This is a genomic window from Sinomonas sp. ASV322, assembly GCF_030908245.1.
Taxonomy (GTDB): Bacteria; Actinomycetota; Actinomycetes; order Actinomycetales; family Micrococcaceae; genus Sinomonas.
Map to the genome: position 1 here is coordinate 369246 of NZ_JAVFJJ010000004.1, position 17440 is coordinate 386685.

Annotated in this window: 14 protein-coding genes, 2 tRNA genes and 1 pseudogene; 14 read left to right on the forward strand and 3 right to left on the reverse strand. The window is 67.5% G+C overall.

Annotated elements, in window-relative coordinates; all coding sequences use genetic code 11:
- Nucleotides 1–97 precede the first annotated feature (97 nt).
- The 11 genes from obgE (at nucleotide 98) to RBS12_RS08520 (ending at nucleotide 8852) form a co-directional block, all read left to right on the forward strand.
- Complete coding sequence (gene obgE / locus RBS12_RS08470) at nucleotides 98–1705, forward strand: GTPase ObgE (protein ID WP_307965622.1); 1608 nt, start codon at nucleotides 98–100, stop codon at nucleotides 1703–1705.
- Entirely contained in the window at nucleotides 1686–2837 is a 1152-nt protein-coding gene (gene proB, locus RBS12_RS08475; protein ID WP_307965672.1) for a glutamate 5-kinase, read from the forward strand. The genes obgE and proB overlap by 20 nt, the downstream gene beginning before the upstream one ends.
- Nucleotides 2838–2854: 17 nt before the next feature.
- Nucleotides 2855–4189 carry a glutamate-5-semialdehyde dehydrogenase gene (locus RBS12_RS08480; protein WP_307965623.1) on the forward strand — a complete coding sequence of 445 codons (1335 nt, stop codon included), beginning with the start codon at nucleotides 2855–2857 and terminating at the stop codon, nucleotides 4187–4189.
- A 101-nt stretch (nucleotides 4190–4290) separates the two neighbouring features.
- Entirely contained in the window at nucleotides 4291–4542 is a 252-nt protein-coding gene (locus RBS12_RS08485; RefSeq protein ID WP_307965624.1) for a hypothetical protein, read from the forward strand.
- A 3-nt stretch (nucleotides 4543–4545) separates the two neighbouring features.
- Nucleotides 4546–5253: a nicotinate-nucleotide adenylyltransferase gene (gene nadD / locus RBS12_RS08490; RefSeq protein WP_307965625.1), complete on the forward strand. Its 708-nt coding sequence runs from the start codon at nucleotides 4546–4548 to the stop codon at nucleotides 5251–5253.
- Nucleotides 5254–5261: 8 nt separating this feature from the next.
- On the forward strand, nucleotides 5262–6560 hold the full coding sequence (locus tag RBS12_RS08495) for a hypothetical protein (protein WP_307965626.1): 1299 nt from the start codon (nucleotides 5262–5264) through the stop codon (nucleotides 6558–6560).
- Between the two features lie 37 nt (nucleotides 6561–6597).
- A complete protein-coding gene (rsfS, locus tag RBS12_RS08500; RefSeq protein ID WP_307965627.1) occupies nucleotides 6598–6987 on the forward strand; it encodes a ribosome silencing factor in 390 nt (129 codons plus the stop codon).
- A 6-nt stretch (nucleotides 6988–6993) separates the two neighbouring features.
- A complete protein-coding gene (locus RBS12_RS08505) occupies nucleotides 6994–7662 on the forward strand; it encodes a histidine phosphatase family protein (protein WP_307965628.1) in 669 nt (222 codons plus the stop codon).
- A gap of 138 nt (nucleotides 7663–7800) precedes the next feature.
- Nucleotides 7801–7873: transfer RNA gene (locus RBS12_RS08510), tRNA-Ala, on the forward strand.
- A 1-nt stretch (nucleotide 7874) separates the two neighbouring features.
- Nucleotides 7875–7947 (forward strand) — tRNA-Ala (locus tag RBS12_RS08515).
- A gap of 236 nt (nucleotides 7948–8183) precedes the next feature.
- Entirely contained in the window at nucleotides 8184–8852 is a 669-nt protein-coding gene (locus RBS12_RS08520; protein ID WP_307965629.1) for a hypothetical protein, read from the forward strand.
- A 68-nt stretch (nucleotides 8853–8920) separates the two neighbouring features.
- Here RBS12_RS08520 and RBS12_RS08525 read toward each other — a convergent pair.
- Nucleotides 8921–9164: pseudogene (locus RBS12_RS08525) on the reverse strand (ATP-binding protein); the annotation flags it as partial.
- A 104-nt stretch (nucleotides 9165–9268) separates the two neighbouring features.
- A complete protein-coding gene (locus RBS12_RS08530) occupies nucleotides 9269–10222 on the reverse strand; it encodes a DUF805 domain-containing protein (protein WP_307965630.1) in 954 nt (317 codons plus the stop codon).
- 1226 nt (nucleotides 10223–11448) lie between these two features.
- Here RBS12_RS08530 and RBS12_RS08535 point away from each other — a divergent pair.
- The 3 genes from RBS12_RS08535 to RBS12_RS08545 all read left to right on the forward strand — a co-directional run bounded on the left by RBS12_RS08535 (nucleotide 11449) and on the right by RBS12_RS08545 (nucleotide 14574).
- Nucleotides 11449–11622, forward strand: coding sequence for a hypothetical protein (locus RBS12_RS08535; RefSeq protein ID WP_307965631.1), 174 nt, complete (start codon nucleotides 11449–11451; stop codon nucleotides 11620–11622).
- Nucleotides 11623–12256: 634 nt separating this feature from the next.
- The gene (locus tag RBS12_RS08540) at nucleotides 12257–13378 is read left to right on the forward strand and encodes a hypothetical protein (protein ID WP_307965632.1); all 1122 of its coding nucleotides are present in this window, start codon (nucleotides 12257–12259) and stop codon (nucleotides 13376–13378) included.
- A 5-nt stretch (nucleotides 13379–13383) separates the two neighbouring features.
- Nucleotides 13384–14574, forward strand: a complete 1191-nt coding sequence (locus tag RBS12_RS08545) for an O-antigen ligase family protein (RefSeq protein ID WP_307965633.1) — start codon at nucleotides 13384–13386, stop codon at nucleotides 14572–14574.
- 694 nt (nucleotides 14575–15268) lie between these two features.
- Here the strand turns inward: RBS12_RS08545 and RBS12_RS08550 are convergent.
- Nucleotides 15269–17398 (reverse strand): RICIN domain-containing protein, encoded by a 2130-nt coding sequence (locus RBS12_RS08550; RefSeq protein WP_307965634.1) that lies wholly within the window; start codon nucleotides 17396–17398, stop codon nucleotides 15269–15271.
- Nucleotides 17399–17440 lie beyond the last annotated feature (42 nt).

Here is a 17440-nt window from a genome sequence, read left to right on the forward strand (position 1 = left end):
TTTTCACCGTGACTGCCCGTTTCCCGGGCGGCGGCGCCCCGGCACGCCGGGGCGCGCGAACTAGAATCGGGGATGACCCCGGCGTAAGGAGAATGGCGTGGCGAGCTTCGTCGACCGCGTGGTGCTGCATGTGTCCGGAGGCCATGGCGGCCACGGGTGCGTGTCCGTCAAGCGGGAGAAGTTCAAGCCGCTCGGCGGGCCCGACGGCGGCAACGGCGGCAACGGCGGCGACGTCATCCTCCGGGTTTCCTCCCAGACGACGACGCTCCTCGACTACCACCATTCGCCGCACCGGAACGCGCAGAACGGCGGGCCGGGGATGGGCGACTGGCGCGCCGGCCACAGGGGGGAGACGCTCGTCCTCCCGGTTCCTGACGGAACAGTCGTCAAGTCGCGCAACGGCGAGCTGCTCGCCGATCTCGTGGGCGAGGGCGCCGAGTTCGTCGCCGCGGCCGGCGGCCAGGGCGGCCTCGGCAACGCCGCGCTCGCGACCGCGAAGCGCAAGGCGCCAGGGTTCGCGCTCCTCGGGATCGAGGGCGACGAGCGGGACATCGTGCTCGAGCTCAAGTCCATCGCGGACGTCGCGCTCGTCGGCTTCCCCTCCGCGGGCAAGTCGAGCCTCATCGCGGCGATGTCCGCCGCCCGGCCGAAGATCGCCGACTACCCGTTCACGACGCTCGTCCCCAACCTCGGCGTCGTCCAGGCCGGCGACGTGCGCTTCACGATCGCCGACGTGCCGGGCCTCATCGAGGGCGCGAGTGAGGGGCGGGGCCTCGGGCACGACTTCCTCCGGCACGTCGAGCGCTGCGCCGCGATCGTGCACGTCCTCGACTGCGGATCGCTCGAGTCGGACCGCAACCCGATGGACGATCTCGACATCATCGAGCGCGAGCTCGCGAAGTACGAGGTCGACATGAGCTTCGCGGGCCCCGACGGCGAGATCGTCCCGCTCAACGAGCGCCCCCGGCTCGTCGCGCTCAACAAGGTCGACCTCCCGGACGGCAAGGCCATGGCCGAGATGGTCCGGCCCGAGCTCGAGGCCCGCGGGTACCGCGTGTTCGAGGTCTCGGCCACGAGCCACGAGGGCCTCCGGAACCTGGGCTTCGCGATGGCGGAGATCGTGCTGAAGGCCCGCGAGGGCCTCAAGCTCGCGCCGCCCACGGTTGCCCCCACGGTCCTCCGCCCGCGCGCCGTGAACAAGACCGAGTTCACCATCCGCCGCGAGCAGCGGAACCTCGAACCGCTCTTCCGCGTCCTCGGCGAGAAGCCCGAGCGCTGGGTCAAGCAGACCGACTTCACGAATGAGGAGGCCGTCGGCTACCTGAGCGATCGGCTGAATCGGCTCGGCGTCGAAGACGAGCTCTTCAAGGTGGGCGCCAAGGCCGGGGACACGGTGGTGATCGGCGACGACGACGCCGTCGTCTTCGACTGGGAGCCGACCATGATGGCGGGTGCCGAGCTCCTCGCTGGCCCGCGCGGCACCGACGTGCGCTTCGCGGACTGGAGCCGGCCCACGCGCGCCCAAAAGCGCGAGGAGTATGACGACCGCAAGGCGGCGCGCGCCGCCGCCCGCGACGAACTCGAGGCCGAGCGCCGCGCCGGGATCTGGACCGAGTCCAGCCGCCGGAAGGAATGGGCGCCTGACCTCGCGTCCGAGGAGGAAGCCAGCGGCGATGAATACGGCGATGACGACGTCGAAGGCTGACGTGGCGGTCGACCTGGGGGAGCGCGGCCGTGAATGGCTGCCGGAGGCGCGCCGGATCGTCGTCAAGGTCGGCTCGTCGTCCCTCACGACCATCCGCGGGGGCATCTCGGAGCAGTCGCTCGCGGCGCTCGTCGACACGCTCGCCGAGCGGGCGAACGCGGGGACCGAGATCGTCCTCGTCTCCTCTGGGGCCATCGCGGCGGGGCTCGCGCCGCTCGGCCTCGCGAAGCGCCCGCGGGATCTCGCGACCCAGCAGGCGGCCGCGAGCGTCGGCCAAGGGCTCCTCATGGCGCGCTACACGCAGGCCTTCGGCGCCCACGGCGTCACGGTGAGCCAGGTCCTCCTCACGGCGGACGACCTCGTGCGCCGCACCCAGTACAAGAACGCCCACCGCGCGCTCGAGAAGCTCCTCAACCTCGGCGTCGTGCCCGTCGTGAATGAGAACGACACCGTCGCGACCCACGAGATCCGCTTCGGCGACAACGACCGGCTTGCCGCGCTCGTCGCGCACCTCGTGCACGCCGACGCGCTCGTGCTCCTCTCCGACGTGGACTCCGTCTACACCGGCCCGCCGTCCGAGGGCGGCGAGCGGATTCCGCACGTGGGCGGCTCGCAGGACCTCGACGGCGTCCGGATCGGGACGACCGGCGCGGCCGGCGTCGGCACGGGAGGCATGTCCACGAAGATCGAGGCCGCAAGCATCGCCGCGGGCTCGGGGATCCCCGCGCTCGTGACGTCGACCGCGGCCGCCGCACGCGCCCTCGCGGGCGAGGACGTGGGCACGTGGTTCAGCGTGAGCGGTCGGCGGAAGCCCGTGCGGCTCCTGTGGCTTGCGCACCTCGCCGCGACGAGGGGAACCCTGACGGTCGACGACGGCGCCGTGAGGGCCGTTGCCCAGCGTCACCGTTCGCTGCTCCCGGCGGGCATCACGGCGGTGCACGGCGAATTCGAGGCCGGCGACCCGGTCGAGATCGCGGATCAGGCGGGGCACGTCGTCGCGCGCGGGATCGTCAACTTCTCGGCGGACGAGCTCCCCGCGATGCTCGGCCGCTCCACGATGGACCTCGGGCGCGAGCTCGGACCCGAGTATGAGCGTGTGGTCGTTCACACAGACGACCTCGTGCTCCTCTAGCTCGTAGACTGGAAGGCATGACTGACACCGTCGCCCACCACGAGACCGCCCACGCCGCCGCGCAGGAGGCCGAACTCCCGGCCGCCCAGCCGGCCGACGTCGAGGCCGCCGTGCTCGCGGTCGGCGACCGTGCCCGCGTGGCGTCGCGCGCCGTCGCCCGCGCCAACCGCGCGTGGAAGGACCGCGCGCTGCTCGCCATCGGCGCCGCGCTCAAGGAGCACGAGTCCCGCATCCTCGCCGCGAACGAGCAGGACCTCGAGTCCGGGCGGCGGAACGGGACCTCGAAGGCCCTGCTCGACCGCCTGGCCCTCACGCCCGCGCGCATCGACGGCCTCGTCGCGGCGCTCGAGAATCTCGCGGGGCTGCCGGATCCGGTCGGGACGGTGGTCCGGGGGCAGACGCTTCCCAATGGACTGCGCATGCGCCAGATCAACGTCCCGATGGGTGTCGTGGCGGCGATCTACGAGGCTCGGCCCAATGTGACCGTCGATATCGCCGGTCTCGCGCTCAAGAGCGGCAACGCCGTCATCCTCCGTGGCGGGAGCGCCGCCGCGCACACCAACCGCGAGCTCGTCGCGATCCTGCGCGACACGCTCGTGGACGTCGGGCTGCCTGCGGATGCGGTCCAGACGATCGACGAGTACGGCCGCGCAGGCGCTGAGGTGCTCATGAAGGCCCGCGGCCGCGTCGACGTGCTCATTCCGCGCGGCGGGCGCGAGCTCATCCAGAACGTTGTGCTCAACTCGACCGTGCCGGTCATCGAGACCGGCGAGGGCAACGTCCACATCTTCGTCGACGAGTCGGCGGACGAGGACATGGCCGTCGAGATCCTGCTCAACGCCAAGACCCAGCGCCCGAGCGTGTGCAACACGGTCGAGACGCTCCTGGTGCATTCGAAGAGCACGGTGCTGCCCGCCGTCGCCCGCGCCCTCGCCGAGCGCGGCGTGCGGCTCCACGTCGACGGACGCACCCTGGGCGCCCTCCCCGAAGGCATCGCGGGAACTCCGGCGACCGACTACGACTGGGCGACCGAGTACATGGACCTCGACCTCGCCGTGGCGACGGTCGATTCCCTCGACGAGGCGCTCGAGCACATCCGGCGGTGGAGCACCGGGCACACTGAGGCGATCATCACAAACGACCTCCGCAATGCGGAGCGCTTTATCGCCGAGATCGATTCGGCGGCCGTGATTGTCAACGCGTCGACCCGCTTCACGGATGGCGGAGAGCTCGGGCTCGGCGCCGAGGTGGGCATTTCGACCCAGAAGCTGCATGCTCGCGGGCCCATGGGACTGACCGAGCTCACGACGACGAAGTGGATCGTGCAGGGCGAGGGCCAGGTGCGCGGCTAGCACGCGCGGCGAGCCTCGAACGGCTGCAGTGCCGGGGTAGGATGAGCGGAAGAAGAGATCACCCAGTGATCGCAAGGATCCAAGGTTTTTAAGGGGTAACCATGCTGGCAGTACTCATGTCGACCGCGCTCACGGTCAGCGCCGAGGCCGCGGGACACGAGGACCCCGCGCCCACCATTGCGCCGCCGTTCGTCGTCGGCGGTGTGCTCTTCGCGATCTTCGTGATCCTCATGTTCGTCACGCTCTCGTACACGAACCTCGGCCGCCGCCACTCGGCCACGGAAGAGCACGCGGATCCCCACCGACAGCACCCCAACAAGCACGACCGCCATCAGGGCGCTGCGAGCCACTGACCCTTGGCCGAACCAGTGCAGGTGCCCGGAGGGCGGCGCGTCCGCCTCGGTGTGATGGGTGGGACCTTCGACCCGATCCACCATGGGCACCTCGTGGCGGCGAGCGAGGTCGCGTCGAAGTTCGGGCTCGACGAAGTGGTCTTCGTGCCGACCGGCGAGCCGTGGCAGAAGTCCAGCCGGCGCGTGAGCCTCGCGGAGCACCGCTATCTCATGACCGTCATTGCGACGGCGTCGAATCCGCGGTTCACCGTGAGCCGGGTCGACATCGAGCGCCCCGGGCCCACGTACACGATCGACACCCTCCGCGACCTCAGGGCCGAGCGCCCCGAGGCGGACCTGTACTTCATTACGGGTGCGGACGCCATGGCGCAGATCGTCTCGTGGAAGGACGTCGACGAGCTGTGGGCTCTGGCCCACTTCGTCGGCGTGACTCGGCCGGGCCATGAGCTGCCCGATCTGAGCCGCGCGGAAGTGAGCCTCCTCGAGGTGCCTGCCATGGCGATATCGTCCACGGACTGTCGTGCGCGCGTGGCCGCGCGTGAGCCCGTGTGGTACCTCGTGCCCGACGGCGTGGTGCAGTACATCGCGAAGTACGGCCTGTACAGCGACGGCGCGGATGCGCAGGGCGCGGCCGACGTCGTCCACTTGGCCCCCGCTGAGGGGCTGCGTCGGGGGCTCGGAGACACCGGCAGCACCTCAGCGGCGGGGTGAACAGATTTATGAACAACGAAGAGAAGCCCATGACGAGCCGTCGCGAACGGCGCCTCGCGCAGGCTGCCCGCGCCGACGAGCGACTCGGGCTGACCCCTGCCCAGTCGCGCGCGGAGGAAGAGGCGCGGGCGTCGGCCGAGGCCCGTGGAGACGGCGGGCCGGACGTTCTCGAGGGATCGGCGGCCCCCTCGCGCGAGGCGGCTGCGCTCCAAGGCGCGCCCGCGGTGCGCTCGGGTAAGTCCGCCGCGCGTGACGGTGGCCCGGCCGTGAGCACGGAGACGGGGCGTATCCGGGCTCGCCGCGCGCTCGACGTTCCACCCGATTCCGTTCGGGCTGAACGCACCTCGCAGGTGCGCGCTCGCGACCGCGAGGCGCATCGGGTCTTGCGCGAGCTCGCCGAGAAGGAGCACGCGGCTCAGTTCCCGAGCCGTCGGTCGCTGCGCCAGCAGACTCAGGCTCCCGGTGGCGAATGGGAGGTGCAGGAGCAGGAGTTGGCCCCAGAGGCCGGAGTGCCTCCGCTCCCGCAGCGCGCGCCGGCGTCCGGCGATATCCCGGCTCAGGCCCTCCCCGTCGTCCCGGCGGCGCCCCCTCAGGAAGGGCCGGGGCCGCTCCCGGGCGAGGCCCCGCCGTCGTCCGCTCCCGGCAACGGCGTGCAGGCGCCCGGGCGACCTGCGCCGGTCCGGCGCGCACCGGTGCGCCAGGCCCCGGACGGGTCGCCTGTGCTGGGGCCCGAGACGGGTTCCTTCAGCCGGCTGAGCCACGAGCAGATCGCGGCCGCGCGCGAGGCGCTCAAGGGGCAGGCGAAGAATCAGGCGGTTCCGGGGGCGGGGCCGCGAGGCGAGGGCGACGCCGTCGACCCAGAGGTGCTCAAGCAGCAGGTCGCGGTCGCGGAGCGTGAGGCGATCCTGAGCCGGCGCGCCCAGGCGCGTCAGCGGCTCGCCGAGGAGACGAAGCGCGACGCCGAGGCGACCCGCAAGGCCGGGCCAGCGCCGACGTCGGCGAACAACCTCGCGATGGTGACGCCGCTCGAATTCATGAAGGTTCCGGGGCTCCCGCACCCGGTCATGAAGCCCCCGACCACGACGCACGTCCCCGTCGTGACGGACAGGACGCCAGAGCAGCGCGGCCGGGGTCGCACCGCGGCGTCGGAGGCCGCCCCGATTGCGGCGGCCTCGGCCCACGGCCTTGAGCCGCTGCGGCCGCAGACCTCGCGCGTGAATCGGGAGCGGCTTTTCTTCCTTTCCATCGGCGCCCTCGGCATCGTGGCCCTCGTTGTGGCCGTCCTCATCGTGCTGCTCGGCAGATAGCCCGCGGCGCGGAATACCAAGACATCTAGGAGCATGTGTGAGCGCAACTGAAGCCGTCGTCGAGTCCGCCAAGGTGGCCGCCAAGGCCGCGGCGGACAAGCTGGCGGAGAATATCGTGGCGATGGACGTGAGCGAGCGGCTCGCGATCACCGACCTCTTCGTCATCGCTTCGGCGCCGACCGAACGCCAGGTCAACTCGATCGTCGACAACATCGAGGACGAGCTCATCAAACTCGATCGCCGCCCCGTCCGCCGTGAGGGGCGCACCGAGGGCCGGTGGGTCCTTCTTGATTACGGCGACATGGTCATCCACGTCATGCACGACGAGGACCGGGCCTTCTACGCCCTCGAGCGGCTCTGGAAGGACTGCCCCGTGGTGGACCTCGGGCTCGAGGAGCCCGGCGCCGCGGCCACGGCGGTCGGCTGAGCCGCGGTGGGGCACCGGAGGATCGTCTTCTGGCGGCACGGCCGCACCGACTGGAACGCGGCGGGCCGCTTCCAAGGGCAGACGGACGTCCCGCTCAATGACGACGGCGTGCGGCAGGCGAAGCACGCCGCGCGCCTGCTGGCCGCCATGGGGCCGACGGCCATCGTCTCGTCCGACCTCGAGCGTACGCGGTCGACGGCGGATGCCCTCGCCGCCGAGACCGGGCTGCCCGTCGCCTTGGATCCGGGCCTGCGGGAGACCAATGCGGGGCGCTGGCAGGGGCTGACGTTCGACGAGATCCGGGGCGTCGACGGCGAGGAGCTCTCGCGCTGGGAGGACGGGGACGTCCAGGTGCCCGCAGGCGGTGCCGAGACACGGCTCGACGTCGCTGCGCGGACGCGTGCTGCCGTCTCTCGGGCGCTTGCCTCGATGGGGGAGACTGGCACGCTCGTTGTGGTGAGCCACGGTGGGGCGATCCGCGTTGCCCTTGCCGAGCTGCTGGGGCTCCCGTATGAGCTGTGGGGCGCTTTGTCGGGGCTGTCGAACTGCAACTGGTCCGTTCTGGAGGAACGATCCCCTCGGCGTTTTGCTGGGTCTGACGGGCGTTCTCGGTGGCGGCTCGGGGAGCACAATGCGGGTACCTTGCTTGTGCCGGTTGCGGTGGTCGAGGGCTGAGCTTTGGGGGCCGTTCTGGGGCCCTCTGCGGCTGTGTCTGGGGGCTGGTCGATTTGTGCGGCGTGGGCCGCGCGGTCTAAGATAGACGAGTTGCTCCGACGGGAGAGGGTTGTTTCCTCTGATCTCGCGGGCGATCCTGGGGCTGTGGCGCAGCTGGTAGCGCACCTGCATGGCATGCAGGGGGTCAGGGGTTCGAATCCCCTCAGCTCCACGGGGGTATGGCGCAGTTGGTAGCGCGTCTGCATGGCATGCAGAAGGTCAGGGGTTCGAATCCCCTTACCTCCACCCGTAGAGGCCCGGAATTCCGGGCCTCTTTTCTTTTGTGTGGACGAGACCCAGATTCTGTGGACGAGACTGGCTAGGATCGTCCCCGTACGGCGCGACCGGAGGGGGACGGATGGCAACGATCAGGCCGCGGGCGCGCGTGGCAGTCTTGCGTGCCGCTTATCTCGATCCGCCCCGCACTCAGGGCGCGCATGCGCCCCACCGTGCACGGCTGCCTGGGTGATGGGATTGGTATCGTGAACCACAAAGATGACCCGGAGCTCCGCGAGGTTGACGGCACAGCGGGCGACTGGCTCGCCCAGAGACTTCACACATCCGATACTGCGATTGGCCGCGTCGTCCCCTCTGACTATTTCGCCTATGCGCGGGTCTTCCCGCCGGTAGTCGATGGCCGAGGCAGACGGCATCGGTGGAGCGCCTACGCAGCCGAGGCAGGCTTTGACGTCTCAGCAGGGACGCCGTGGGATGCGATTGCACGAAGGGGAGATCCGGAGTTCGGAGAGCCGCCCATGGGCTCGTTGGACTTCCTCACAGCTTCGGCACTTGCCGGAGCCGTCTCTCTCCACACGAGCACAGCAGATAGCTGCTTCTTTGCGTTCTGGGTTGGCTACGCCGGGATCCCAGTGCCGACAATGACGACGGCTGTGTTCCCACCCAGCCGGCGCATGTCCATCTTCCGTGGTTCAGTCTTCAGCGCTTCAAATTCGATCGGTATGCCCCCAGGCAACCGCCGCGCAGTCCGCTGGTGGCCAGAAGATCACGCATGGTGTGTCGGCGCCGACATCTACTCGCGGTCAGTGCTCGTAGGCGGCTCCGCAAAGTGTATCGACACAATTCTCTCGAATGCCGAGGTCGAGGCCTACCGAGTAAACGATGAGCTGCGCTCGGAGCTTCACGCCCTCTGACTGTTCGCGGTGCTCGTCTCCCAGCGCTATAGGGGCCGCACGAGACCCCCTTGGCATTGCATAAGCACTCAGGAGGTGCTGGCCCTGGTCTGGTTGAGTCGGTAGGAGTCGGTGCCGGTTTCGATGTTGGTGCCCTTGAACGTGAGCCGGTCGACAATGGCTGCGCAGAGGCGTGGGTCGGTGAAGGTGCGGGTCCACTCGGCGAAGCTGGAGTTCGACGCGCTCGCCACGGAGGCCTTCTCCTCGCGCTCGGTGAGGACCTGGAAGACGAGCTCGGCCCCCTCGCCTGTCCAGTTCCATGTAGCCCAGCTCTTGTCTTAAGAGTCACCGGTCTCGGAGACGAGTTGGCGGCGCGGGATTGGTTCTACGTCAACACGGCCACCACCGGCTTGACGCATCCGACCAGGTTCGACGCGCTAAGAGGCTTTCGGCCGGTCGAAGCGTACCCCAAGTGGTTTCGACGGCAACGCCGTCAACGCGAGTAAGGAGAGACCGCCGATGAGCGGAATGGGGACGAGATACAGGAGCACGAACCACCCGCTGAGATTCGCATCATGGAGTCGTCGGACCGTGAGAGCAAGGTGTGGCACAATCGTCGCGGCGAACCAAGCAAAGAGCAGGATGCTGACAACTGCCGCTGCCCCTTCGCCGCCGAGCCCAGATCCGAGCAGAACACCCAACGTCCAGACAACGAAGTTGACCATCAGCCAGCCCCAGTACTCCTCCCTCCTGGTTCGCCCGGAGAACACCGCGTACTTGGAAACGAAGCGCCCCACCACCCGGTCCTCTCTCACCAGACGGAACAGTCCCGGCCCAGCCGACTTCGCCGCCGCGGCGTCGCCGCGATTTGGCCGGCTCTGCGAGTGGCCCCTTGCAGTGCCCAAGGCCCGGTCCGGTACAGGCGCACGAGATGTAGCGATGACCTCAGACGCAGGTGGACCGAAACGCCAGAACGAGAACCAGCCGAACACTGCCCCCACTACCAGCCCGGCAGCAACGGCGGTCACCCAGGGATCCATTCCCAGTGGGAGCAAGCTGACGAATGCGTAGGTCAAAGCCGCCTGGGACGCGGCAGCCGCCAGACCGATGGCAGTGGCCCTGACTCCGCGAGGGGCGCCGGTTGGCACGGCCCGACTGGCAAGCCACGCCGCGCCCGCAACCGCCAGGCCCGCTGCACCGCCGGCCGGGACGTAGAAGGCAAAAATGAAAAATAGGTTCCAGCTAAGGTAGGCCGCGCTGTAGTGTCCAATCGACTTGCCAATGGCGAGGATTAGAATTCCCGCAATATCGGCGATGAGCCCGAGGCAAACCAGCCCGCCTCCCAGCTTCCCGGCGTACCATCGCCCCACACAGACCGAGCCAATTGACATCAGTCTCCCCAATCCATCCAGAACCGCACCGCGAGTTCATCTGGCTGAAGCCCGTCTTAGGAATCTTCGGCATCAGGACCCTACGCAGATACGATACCCAAACGGCCCGCTGACTGATCCTCGTTGTGACGCTTCGATGTGGATGAACTCTGCTCGTCCATTGTCTGCCGTGACCCCTCGGATTTCCTGAACCGGCCCCTGGGCCGGAACCCCAAGGGGTGTCTGCCCCCGAGTCGGGGGAGTCAGACTGCTTTTTTCGCCTCTGCGGCTCAACCTTTCGACCCTTTTCAAGAGCATGCTGGGCGGCCTGATCGCAACCACTGTCGGCCTGGCCTTCCGCGGCAAGATGCGCTCGTGGTGCTCGCTGGCGGCATCGCCGTGGCCATTGGAGCCTGCGCGTACATCGTTCTGGGAATCGTGATGCCTCCGCAAACGCTCAACGTCCAGAGCCCAGTCGTTACTATCACCTGCGCATAACCGAGATCTAACGTCGGGCCGGGTGCCGTAGCCTTGGCTTTCAAGGCGACCGGCACCCGGCCGGAATATGGGCAGGAAGGGGCGCGTTGACGGGTTTTGGTCTCCGTGTGCTGCGCGAGCGGATATCTACCCTTGATGCCGCCGCTCAAGGGTCGCCCGTATTCTCCAGACCCGGCGTTCCCCAAGATGTTCTCCGTTTTGTGAGCATCATGGGCTCGATTACCGCCCCCGGCCCGTGGAAGCTCGGCGGCGAACCGCACGCCTTGCCCGAGGAAGCGGACGCGGCTCTAGCGGAGTCGCGCCTCCTTCGGCGCCTCCGCATATCTGCTCCCCAGACCGTCCTCGGGCCGCTCGACGCATCGGCGCAGCAGTGGATCGCCACAGGCCGCCCGTCTCATCTCGGCCTCCCGCCTCGGATCGAAACGCCTGCACTCCAGCGTTTCGATAGAGCTGACGAGCACGGAGCTGCCCGGCCGTCGACCAAGCCGTTTGGGCTCGGCCTCTTTACCTCAACGAGGGCATGGGAACGCTGGAGCATGTGGCGCGCCTATTTGGAAGTCAACCGCGGATCGTCACTCTTCCCCATGCCTTGGAAGGTCTGGGACCTCGCACCCGACCCTGATGCTCGAGTGCTAGAAATCACCGGAGCCACAGCGTGGGCACGCTTCATCCTTGATTACCCCCTCCTTGAGGGTTCCTATCTATACCCAGACTGGGCAAGGGCCGCGCATGATTGGGACGCCGTCCATATGACAGCCCAAACGGTTGTCGCCTACCAAGGGATCTGGCTCGACGTAGAGGGCAACACAACCATCCCGCCAACCTACTGGGACGTCGAGTCCACCCTGTGGCTCAACTGGCGGTTTCGCGGCGCGCGACTGACCGAGGAGATCACCTCTCCCGTCGGGCCTCCCAAGTACTGAGCGTAGAACCCCTGATGCATCGGGATGTCATCTGGGGGTCGCTCCGGACGCCATGTGAGGTCAGCTGCCTGAGGGCATTCCCCGTGAGGGCACGGCCGAGACTGGGTGGTGACTCCCGATCCTGGGGTCGGGTGGACGGGCCATGCGCCGACCCGAGATTGGGTGTGCCGGGCTCGTGCCGGTGTGTGCTGTGTGGACGGCGTCCACAGGTCGGGCCGAAACGGGCCTGATCAGGGCTGGGCGGACCTAGTGACTTCCGCGTGTTTCCGGGGTTTTCGGCGTGTTTCCGGGGTGGGCGAGGCGGCTCGAGTCCCCTTACCTCCACCCAAAAGACAGGCGATGGGACGGTCGATGAGACGGTCCCATCGCTGTTTGACGTGGGAAAACTTCCACTGTTGCCAGTACCTTGGTTGGAGCTTGTGATTTGGTTTCGACCAGAGTCTGGCTGGAGAAGGAGTCCTCGGTCAACTGTTAGGCGTTCTTGTGTGGGCGCAACCGCGTCTGTGGCGCCGACGGCGACCCCCGCACCGGACCTCAAGGACCTCTGGATTTGGTCAGCCGTGGACCATCGATGACCCAGAGGAGTATCCTGGGGCGCTAGTTCCCGCGCGGCAATGGCTTTCGAGGAGCGGCGATGAACGGGGAATCTCGGAGAGTCACCGGCATCCGTGCCGCCGCGGTCGTCGCGGCCGTCACGATGCTGGCGCTGGCATGGCCCATCGGATCTCCCCTTTACGCGCAGGTGTATCCGGGGCCGGACGCCCGTACCGTCAAAGACGCAATCACCGACGCCGGCCTCGACGCCAGGTTCGACTCAGAGCCGATTACGCAATTTGAAACCGCCACCTTCAGGGCCACCGTCATCTACGCCACGTCTTCACCTAACCTGCCGACGGTCAAGGTGGCATGGAGCAACGAGGCCACACTCGCGGCGCAGACTGAGGGAACCTTCGATATCAAGCCGACGTCCGCGTCCCGCCAGTTCCTCGATGCCGGCACCCACCGTCCTAGCGGGGGGTACGCGCTCACCTGGACGTGGGATGTGACGCCCCTCGTCGCCGGCGCGCAAACACTCATCCTCAAGATCCTTCCCACTGTGGTCGTCGAGGGCCAAGTGGTTCCCGGACTGCTCAACATCAACAAGCCGATCCCGGTGACCGTCGATGTCAACCCCGTCCAGCACGACTTCGACGAGGTGCTCGCGGCCGCCGCCGCCATGAAGACGGACGTTCCCGAGGAGATGATCGTCGGTCAGAAGTACGATGTCGGCGCATCCATGTCCTTGGCTGGTCACGCCGAGACGGTGAATGCCGACATCGGCTTGGCGGCGGGCGAGCACTCCTCTGCCGTGAGGATCGTCGAGGCGTCCCCGACCCCCACCGCAGTACGCTCATCGACCGCATCCGTTCAGCAAAGCATCACCCGTCGGTGGATCGTGATCTCGGACGCGCCGGGACAAGTGGACCTCGTCTTCACTGCGACGGTCGAGGGCCAGGCCGCGGCTCAACACCTCAAGCAGACAGTACCGAAGATGGCGTCAGCGCGGGCGACCGAACCACCCCCACCGCCCCCTTCGTTCTGGGACATCCTTCAGGTGCCGGTGAAGTACGTCGCGCCTTTCGTGGGTCTCGCGGTCGGCGTCCTCGCACTGGTGGCGGGATGGAAGAAGCTGAAGGCGGGGAAAGTCACCTCGGACGGCCAGCAGGCCGACGAGAGCGAGGCCGACGAGCTGGCCGACGGGAGTCAGGACGACTAGGCGACGTGACTCCATATCTGCTGCTGGCTGCGCTCGCGTGGGCCGTTGCCTCAAGGGGAGGGACCAGCCTGCGGGACCTTGTCGTCGTTCTCGGTCTGCTCGTCGTCGCGCTGATCGCGGGTCGGGCGTGGCCGCGTCGGGGGGTGGTGCTGTGGGCGGCATTCGCAGCGCTCCTGTGCTGGCTGGTGATCGTCGGCCTACTCCGGACGGGGTGGACCCTTGAGACCGTTCGGGTGCCGCTGCTTGTCGTGATCGCGGCCCTCATAGCCCTCGTGGTCGGCCGGATGGGCGCTCGAGAACGAGACACGCTGGTCACCGGACTGATCATTGTGGGATGTCTCCAGTCGATGATCGCGCTCGGGGAGCTCGCTATGACTCTTTCGACCGAGTTGTCCCTATCGCCTCGTGCCGGCGCGCTGCTCGGCTCCGCCAACGGGCTCGGCATGCTGCTCGTCGTGACCTCCGTTCTCACCGCGCGCGAGGCCGACCGGCACGGAGGGTGGTTGCCTGTGGCGGCGCTGCTGCTGCAGGCCGTTGCGCTCCTGGCAACCAGCAGTCGCACGGCCATTCTGATCGCATCCGTCCTTCTCATCGGCTACATCGCTGCCCACGCAGGCTGGAAACGCGCCTTGCTCGGAGCGGCAGGCTTCGCCGCAGCCGCGGCGGTGGTGGTCTGGCGGACCGCTGGTGGGCAGCACGAGGACCGGCCTGACCTCTGGGGGGAGGCTCTGCGGCGCATTGCCGACCAACCGCTGCTGGGCGAGGGACCCGCGCCAGCGCCCTTCACCCCCGCGGTCCCCGGCGCGCGGATCACAACTTACGCCCACAACGAGATCCTGCAGTGGGGCGTGGAGTATGGCGTTGTTGGTGTGGGTCTCGGGCTGCTCGTGGTGATCCTTGCCTTACGATCGACGCGCCGACAGATCGGCGGCGATCTCTGGCTCCGATTCGCTGCGCTCGCCCTTCTGTCCTCCGGCCTGACAGATTTCACATTACGCATCACGGCACTCGCACTGACCGCCGCCGCCCTCACAGCGCTAGCCGTGACAAGACACGGGCCGACCACGTTGGATGCAGGGCATCTGCCTATGAGCGGCGGCTCAATAGGGGGAACGAGACCCGCCTTTTCTCACATTCCTGCTGTGCCGGATAATTCTGGACGCACGGGACGGTCGCCCGACGAAACCACCGGCTAGCGCTGGTCGCGTTGTGCACACATGGTGACATTGTCTTGACACGAGTGTTGTGTCGAGCCTCGTGAAATGAGGCCAGGCGAGAGTCGGGGTCCCCTTCGGCCCCGGCCGGTTGTTGGCTGCGAGTCTCCTTCTGCCGTTTGTTGTTAGGTGATGCGCTGGTTCGGTGCAAATCGTCGGTGGCGAGATGCGGGTTTGGGACCGGCTCATGCGGTTTCAGGCACCGAGCCCGGTGATCTTGGAAAGCCCATCGCGCTTCCCGGAGATCGTCCCTCGGGGCGGCCACCTTCTCAGGATGGCGGTGTTCGCGAGCTCGGGCCCGGTGAGGCCTGCCCAGCCAGACTGTCCCGATGGGCGGCCTGGCCAGGGTCGAGCCGGAGCTCGCGGATAAGGGCGGCGAGCACCCACTGTCCCCGGCGCCGGCCGGAGCACGGCATCGATGAATCTTTCTCATTCTCTAACGTATCGGGCACTCCAGGCCTGTTCCGCCCCGATTTCGAGTCCTCTCGCGCCTGCGCAAGGGCCACGATCCCAGTGTTTTCAAGGGATCGCTGTTTGGAATAGATTCCCAGAACGTCCACCGAAGAGACAGGCGATGGGATGCTCCCTCAAGCTGCTTCGCAACGACGGTATTCCGCCGGATTCAGGAGCGCTGAATTCGGGGGATAGCGGCCGCCAGGCCACCAATCCCTTCGGACTATTGGATCCCCTCCCGGACGAGCCGCCACTGCTGGGTGAGGTTTCCGGTCGGGCCCCATTGGTCTGCGGCAGCGCCGTCGGCGGTAGATGCGAACTTTATTTCCAGGAATTTGCCGCTATTGGCGTTGGTGAAGGTCCATGTGCCGCTCGAGGTGGCCGGGTTCCACACTTGGGTGAGGTTCCCCGTCGGGCCCCATTGGTCGGCTTGGATGCCGTCGGCCGTCTGGGCATTGGGGATCTCCAGAAGCTTTCCGCTGTTGTCGTTGTAGAGCTGGACGCCCTGGGGGACAGCGTGGACGTTCCAGATCTGGCAGGCGTTGCCCGTGTTGCCCCATTGCCCGGCCGTTGCGCCGTCCGTGGTCAAGGCGCTCGTTATCTCGAGATATTTGCCGCTGTTCTGGTTCACGAGGCGGAACTGGGGGTCAAGCGCAGTGCCCGGCTGGTAGACGTGGAGGACGTCAAGCTCGGCGTACTCGGTGCCCTTGCTGAAGGCTATGGTGTTGGCGCCGGCGTTGAGGGTGACGGGCAACTGGGCCCATTGGAAGCGGCCCCAGTTCACGGTCGGGGCGTAGGTGACCACCGATGGGGCACCCCCGTTGACGGAGACGTTGTGGGTCGAGGTCGCACCGGTGCCGTTGTCGTAGCGGACGTTGAGCATGTAGCTGCCGGCGCTGGGGACCCGGACGGCGAAGGTCACGGAGCTGGTTGGGTTGTTGATGTTCCCGACTTTGCCGCCGTTGGAAGCATGCGTGTCCGTGACGATCGAGGTGTCTGCCGTGCGCAAGGCGTTCTCGGCCTCGTACTGCTGCGCGTCCAGGGGGATGGAACCGACCCGGATGTCGTTGTACGTCGTGGTTGGGTTCTCGACGTTGGTCGCTTGGTAGAGCGTGCGCCCGTCCGCCGAGTAATCGATGCTCTGGGCGAAGCCGCTGAACGTGCCGCCCTCCGTGTCGGCGCTGTCGTAGGTCACAGCCATGGGCAGGCGCTCCCATGGACCATCGCCGAGGTTGTAGTTGACGTAGAAGTCCTGTCCGCCGTCGATCGCGCCCGTGCTGTTCAACGCCCACTTCGAGGCGACAACGACCATGCCCTTCGGCCCTCCTGTGGGTACCCATTTGACGTAGGGCGAGGAACCGATGCCCCGGCCGTTGGCCAGGGTGATCTGTGTTCCAATGCTCGTCGACGGAGACCAGCTGAGGCCGTCCGGGGAGGTCTTGTAGTAGACGGGGGCGGTGTTCTGGGTCTGGGATGGCCTGTTGACCACTTCGAACGTGGCAAGGTAGCGACCGTCGGGCAGGTTGGTGACGGTGATCATGCCGGGTCGGTCAGAGAGGTTCGGGGGTGCTGAGACATTCACTTCGGAGCCCCAGGTGGCGCCGCCGTCGGTGGAGCGGTGGTAGGCGACGGCCTGCAGCACCCCGCTGGCCTTCTGGCGTTCGTCGGAGAAGTAGGCGACGAGGCCTCCCTGTCCGTCGACGGCGAGAGAAGGCTCCCAGACAGCGGTGGTCGTCGAGGTGGGCGAGGGGTCATACACGGCCGGGCCGCCCGTATCGATGGTGCTCAGGTACGACCAGGTGGATCCTTGGTCCGTGCTCTTGTAGACGACGAGCCGGGTGCTGGAGCGGTCCTGAGGCATGACGTTGCCGGCCAGCAGCAGGGTCCCGGCAGCGAGATTGCCGGTCTGCTGCGGGACCTCGAACAGGAACGGCTGAGACGTGCGGTTGAGCAGGGAGAAGGTGTTGTTCGGGATGACGTCGGTGATGTGCGACCAGGTCGTGCCGTTGTCCGTGCTGCGGTAGATCGGGTAGACCTGCTGGTTGCTGCTGTTCAGGACGAGCTGGTCGAATGTCACGATCTGGGTGCCGTTGGCGCCGCCGCTGTGCTTCAGGACGACGTTCTTGGCGTACGTGGTTCCGGCCGCCCGGCCGCCTTCCGGGTTGAACGACGTACCGGCCGCGGGCGAGTACACGAGCGAGCCATTGCCTGTGGTGACGGCGTGGGCGGGGAGGGCAGTCACCACGGAGGCGATCAGCCCGAACGCCGTCGCCGCGGCCGCCACGACGGCGCGCAGGCGCTGGCGTTGGCGTGGTGAGGGCGTGCGCAAAGCGGTGGTGCGGGGTGGAACCATGCTTGTGTCCTCTCTTGATGGGTGCCCATGGGAGGATCGCCC

Coding starts and splice junctions, on each gene's coding strand:
- proB (WP_307965672.1), top strand. CDS start 1,686: ATGACGACGTCGAAGGCTGACGTGGCGGTCGACCTGGGGGAGCGCGGC.
- RBS12_RS08480 (WP_307965623.1), top strand. CDS start 2,855: ATGACTGACACCGTCGCCCACCACGAGACCGCCCACGCCGCCGCGCAG.
- RBS12_RS08485 (WP_307965624.1), top strand. CDS start 4,291: ATGCTGGCAGTACTCATGTCGACCGCGCTCACGGTCAGCGCCGAGGCC.
- RBS12_RS08495 (WP_307965626.1), top strand. CDS start 5,262: ATGAACAACGAAGAGAAGCCCATGACGAGCCGTCGCGAACGGCGCCTC.
- RBS12_RS08530 (WP_307965630.1), bottom strand. CDS start 10,222: ATGTCAATTGGCTCGGTCTGTGTGGGGCGATGGTACGCCGGGAAGCTG.
- RBS12_RS08535 (WP_307965631.1), top strand. CDS start 11,449: ATGACAGCCCAAACGGTTGTCGCCTACCAAGGGATCTGGCTCGACGTA.
- RBS12_RS08540 (WP_307965632.1), top strand. CDS start 12,257: ATGAACGGGGAATCTCGGAGAGTCACCGGCATCCGTGCCGCCGCGGTC.
- RBS12_RS08550 (WP_307965634.1), bottom strand. CDS start 17,398: ATGGTTCCACCCCGCACCACCGCTTTGCGCACGCCCTCACCACGCCAA.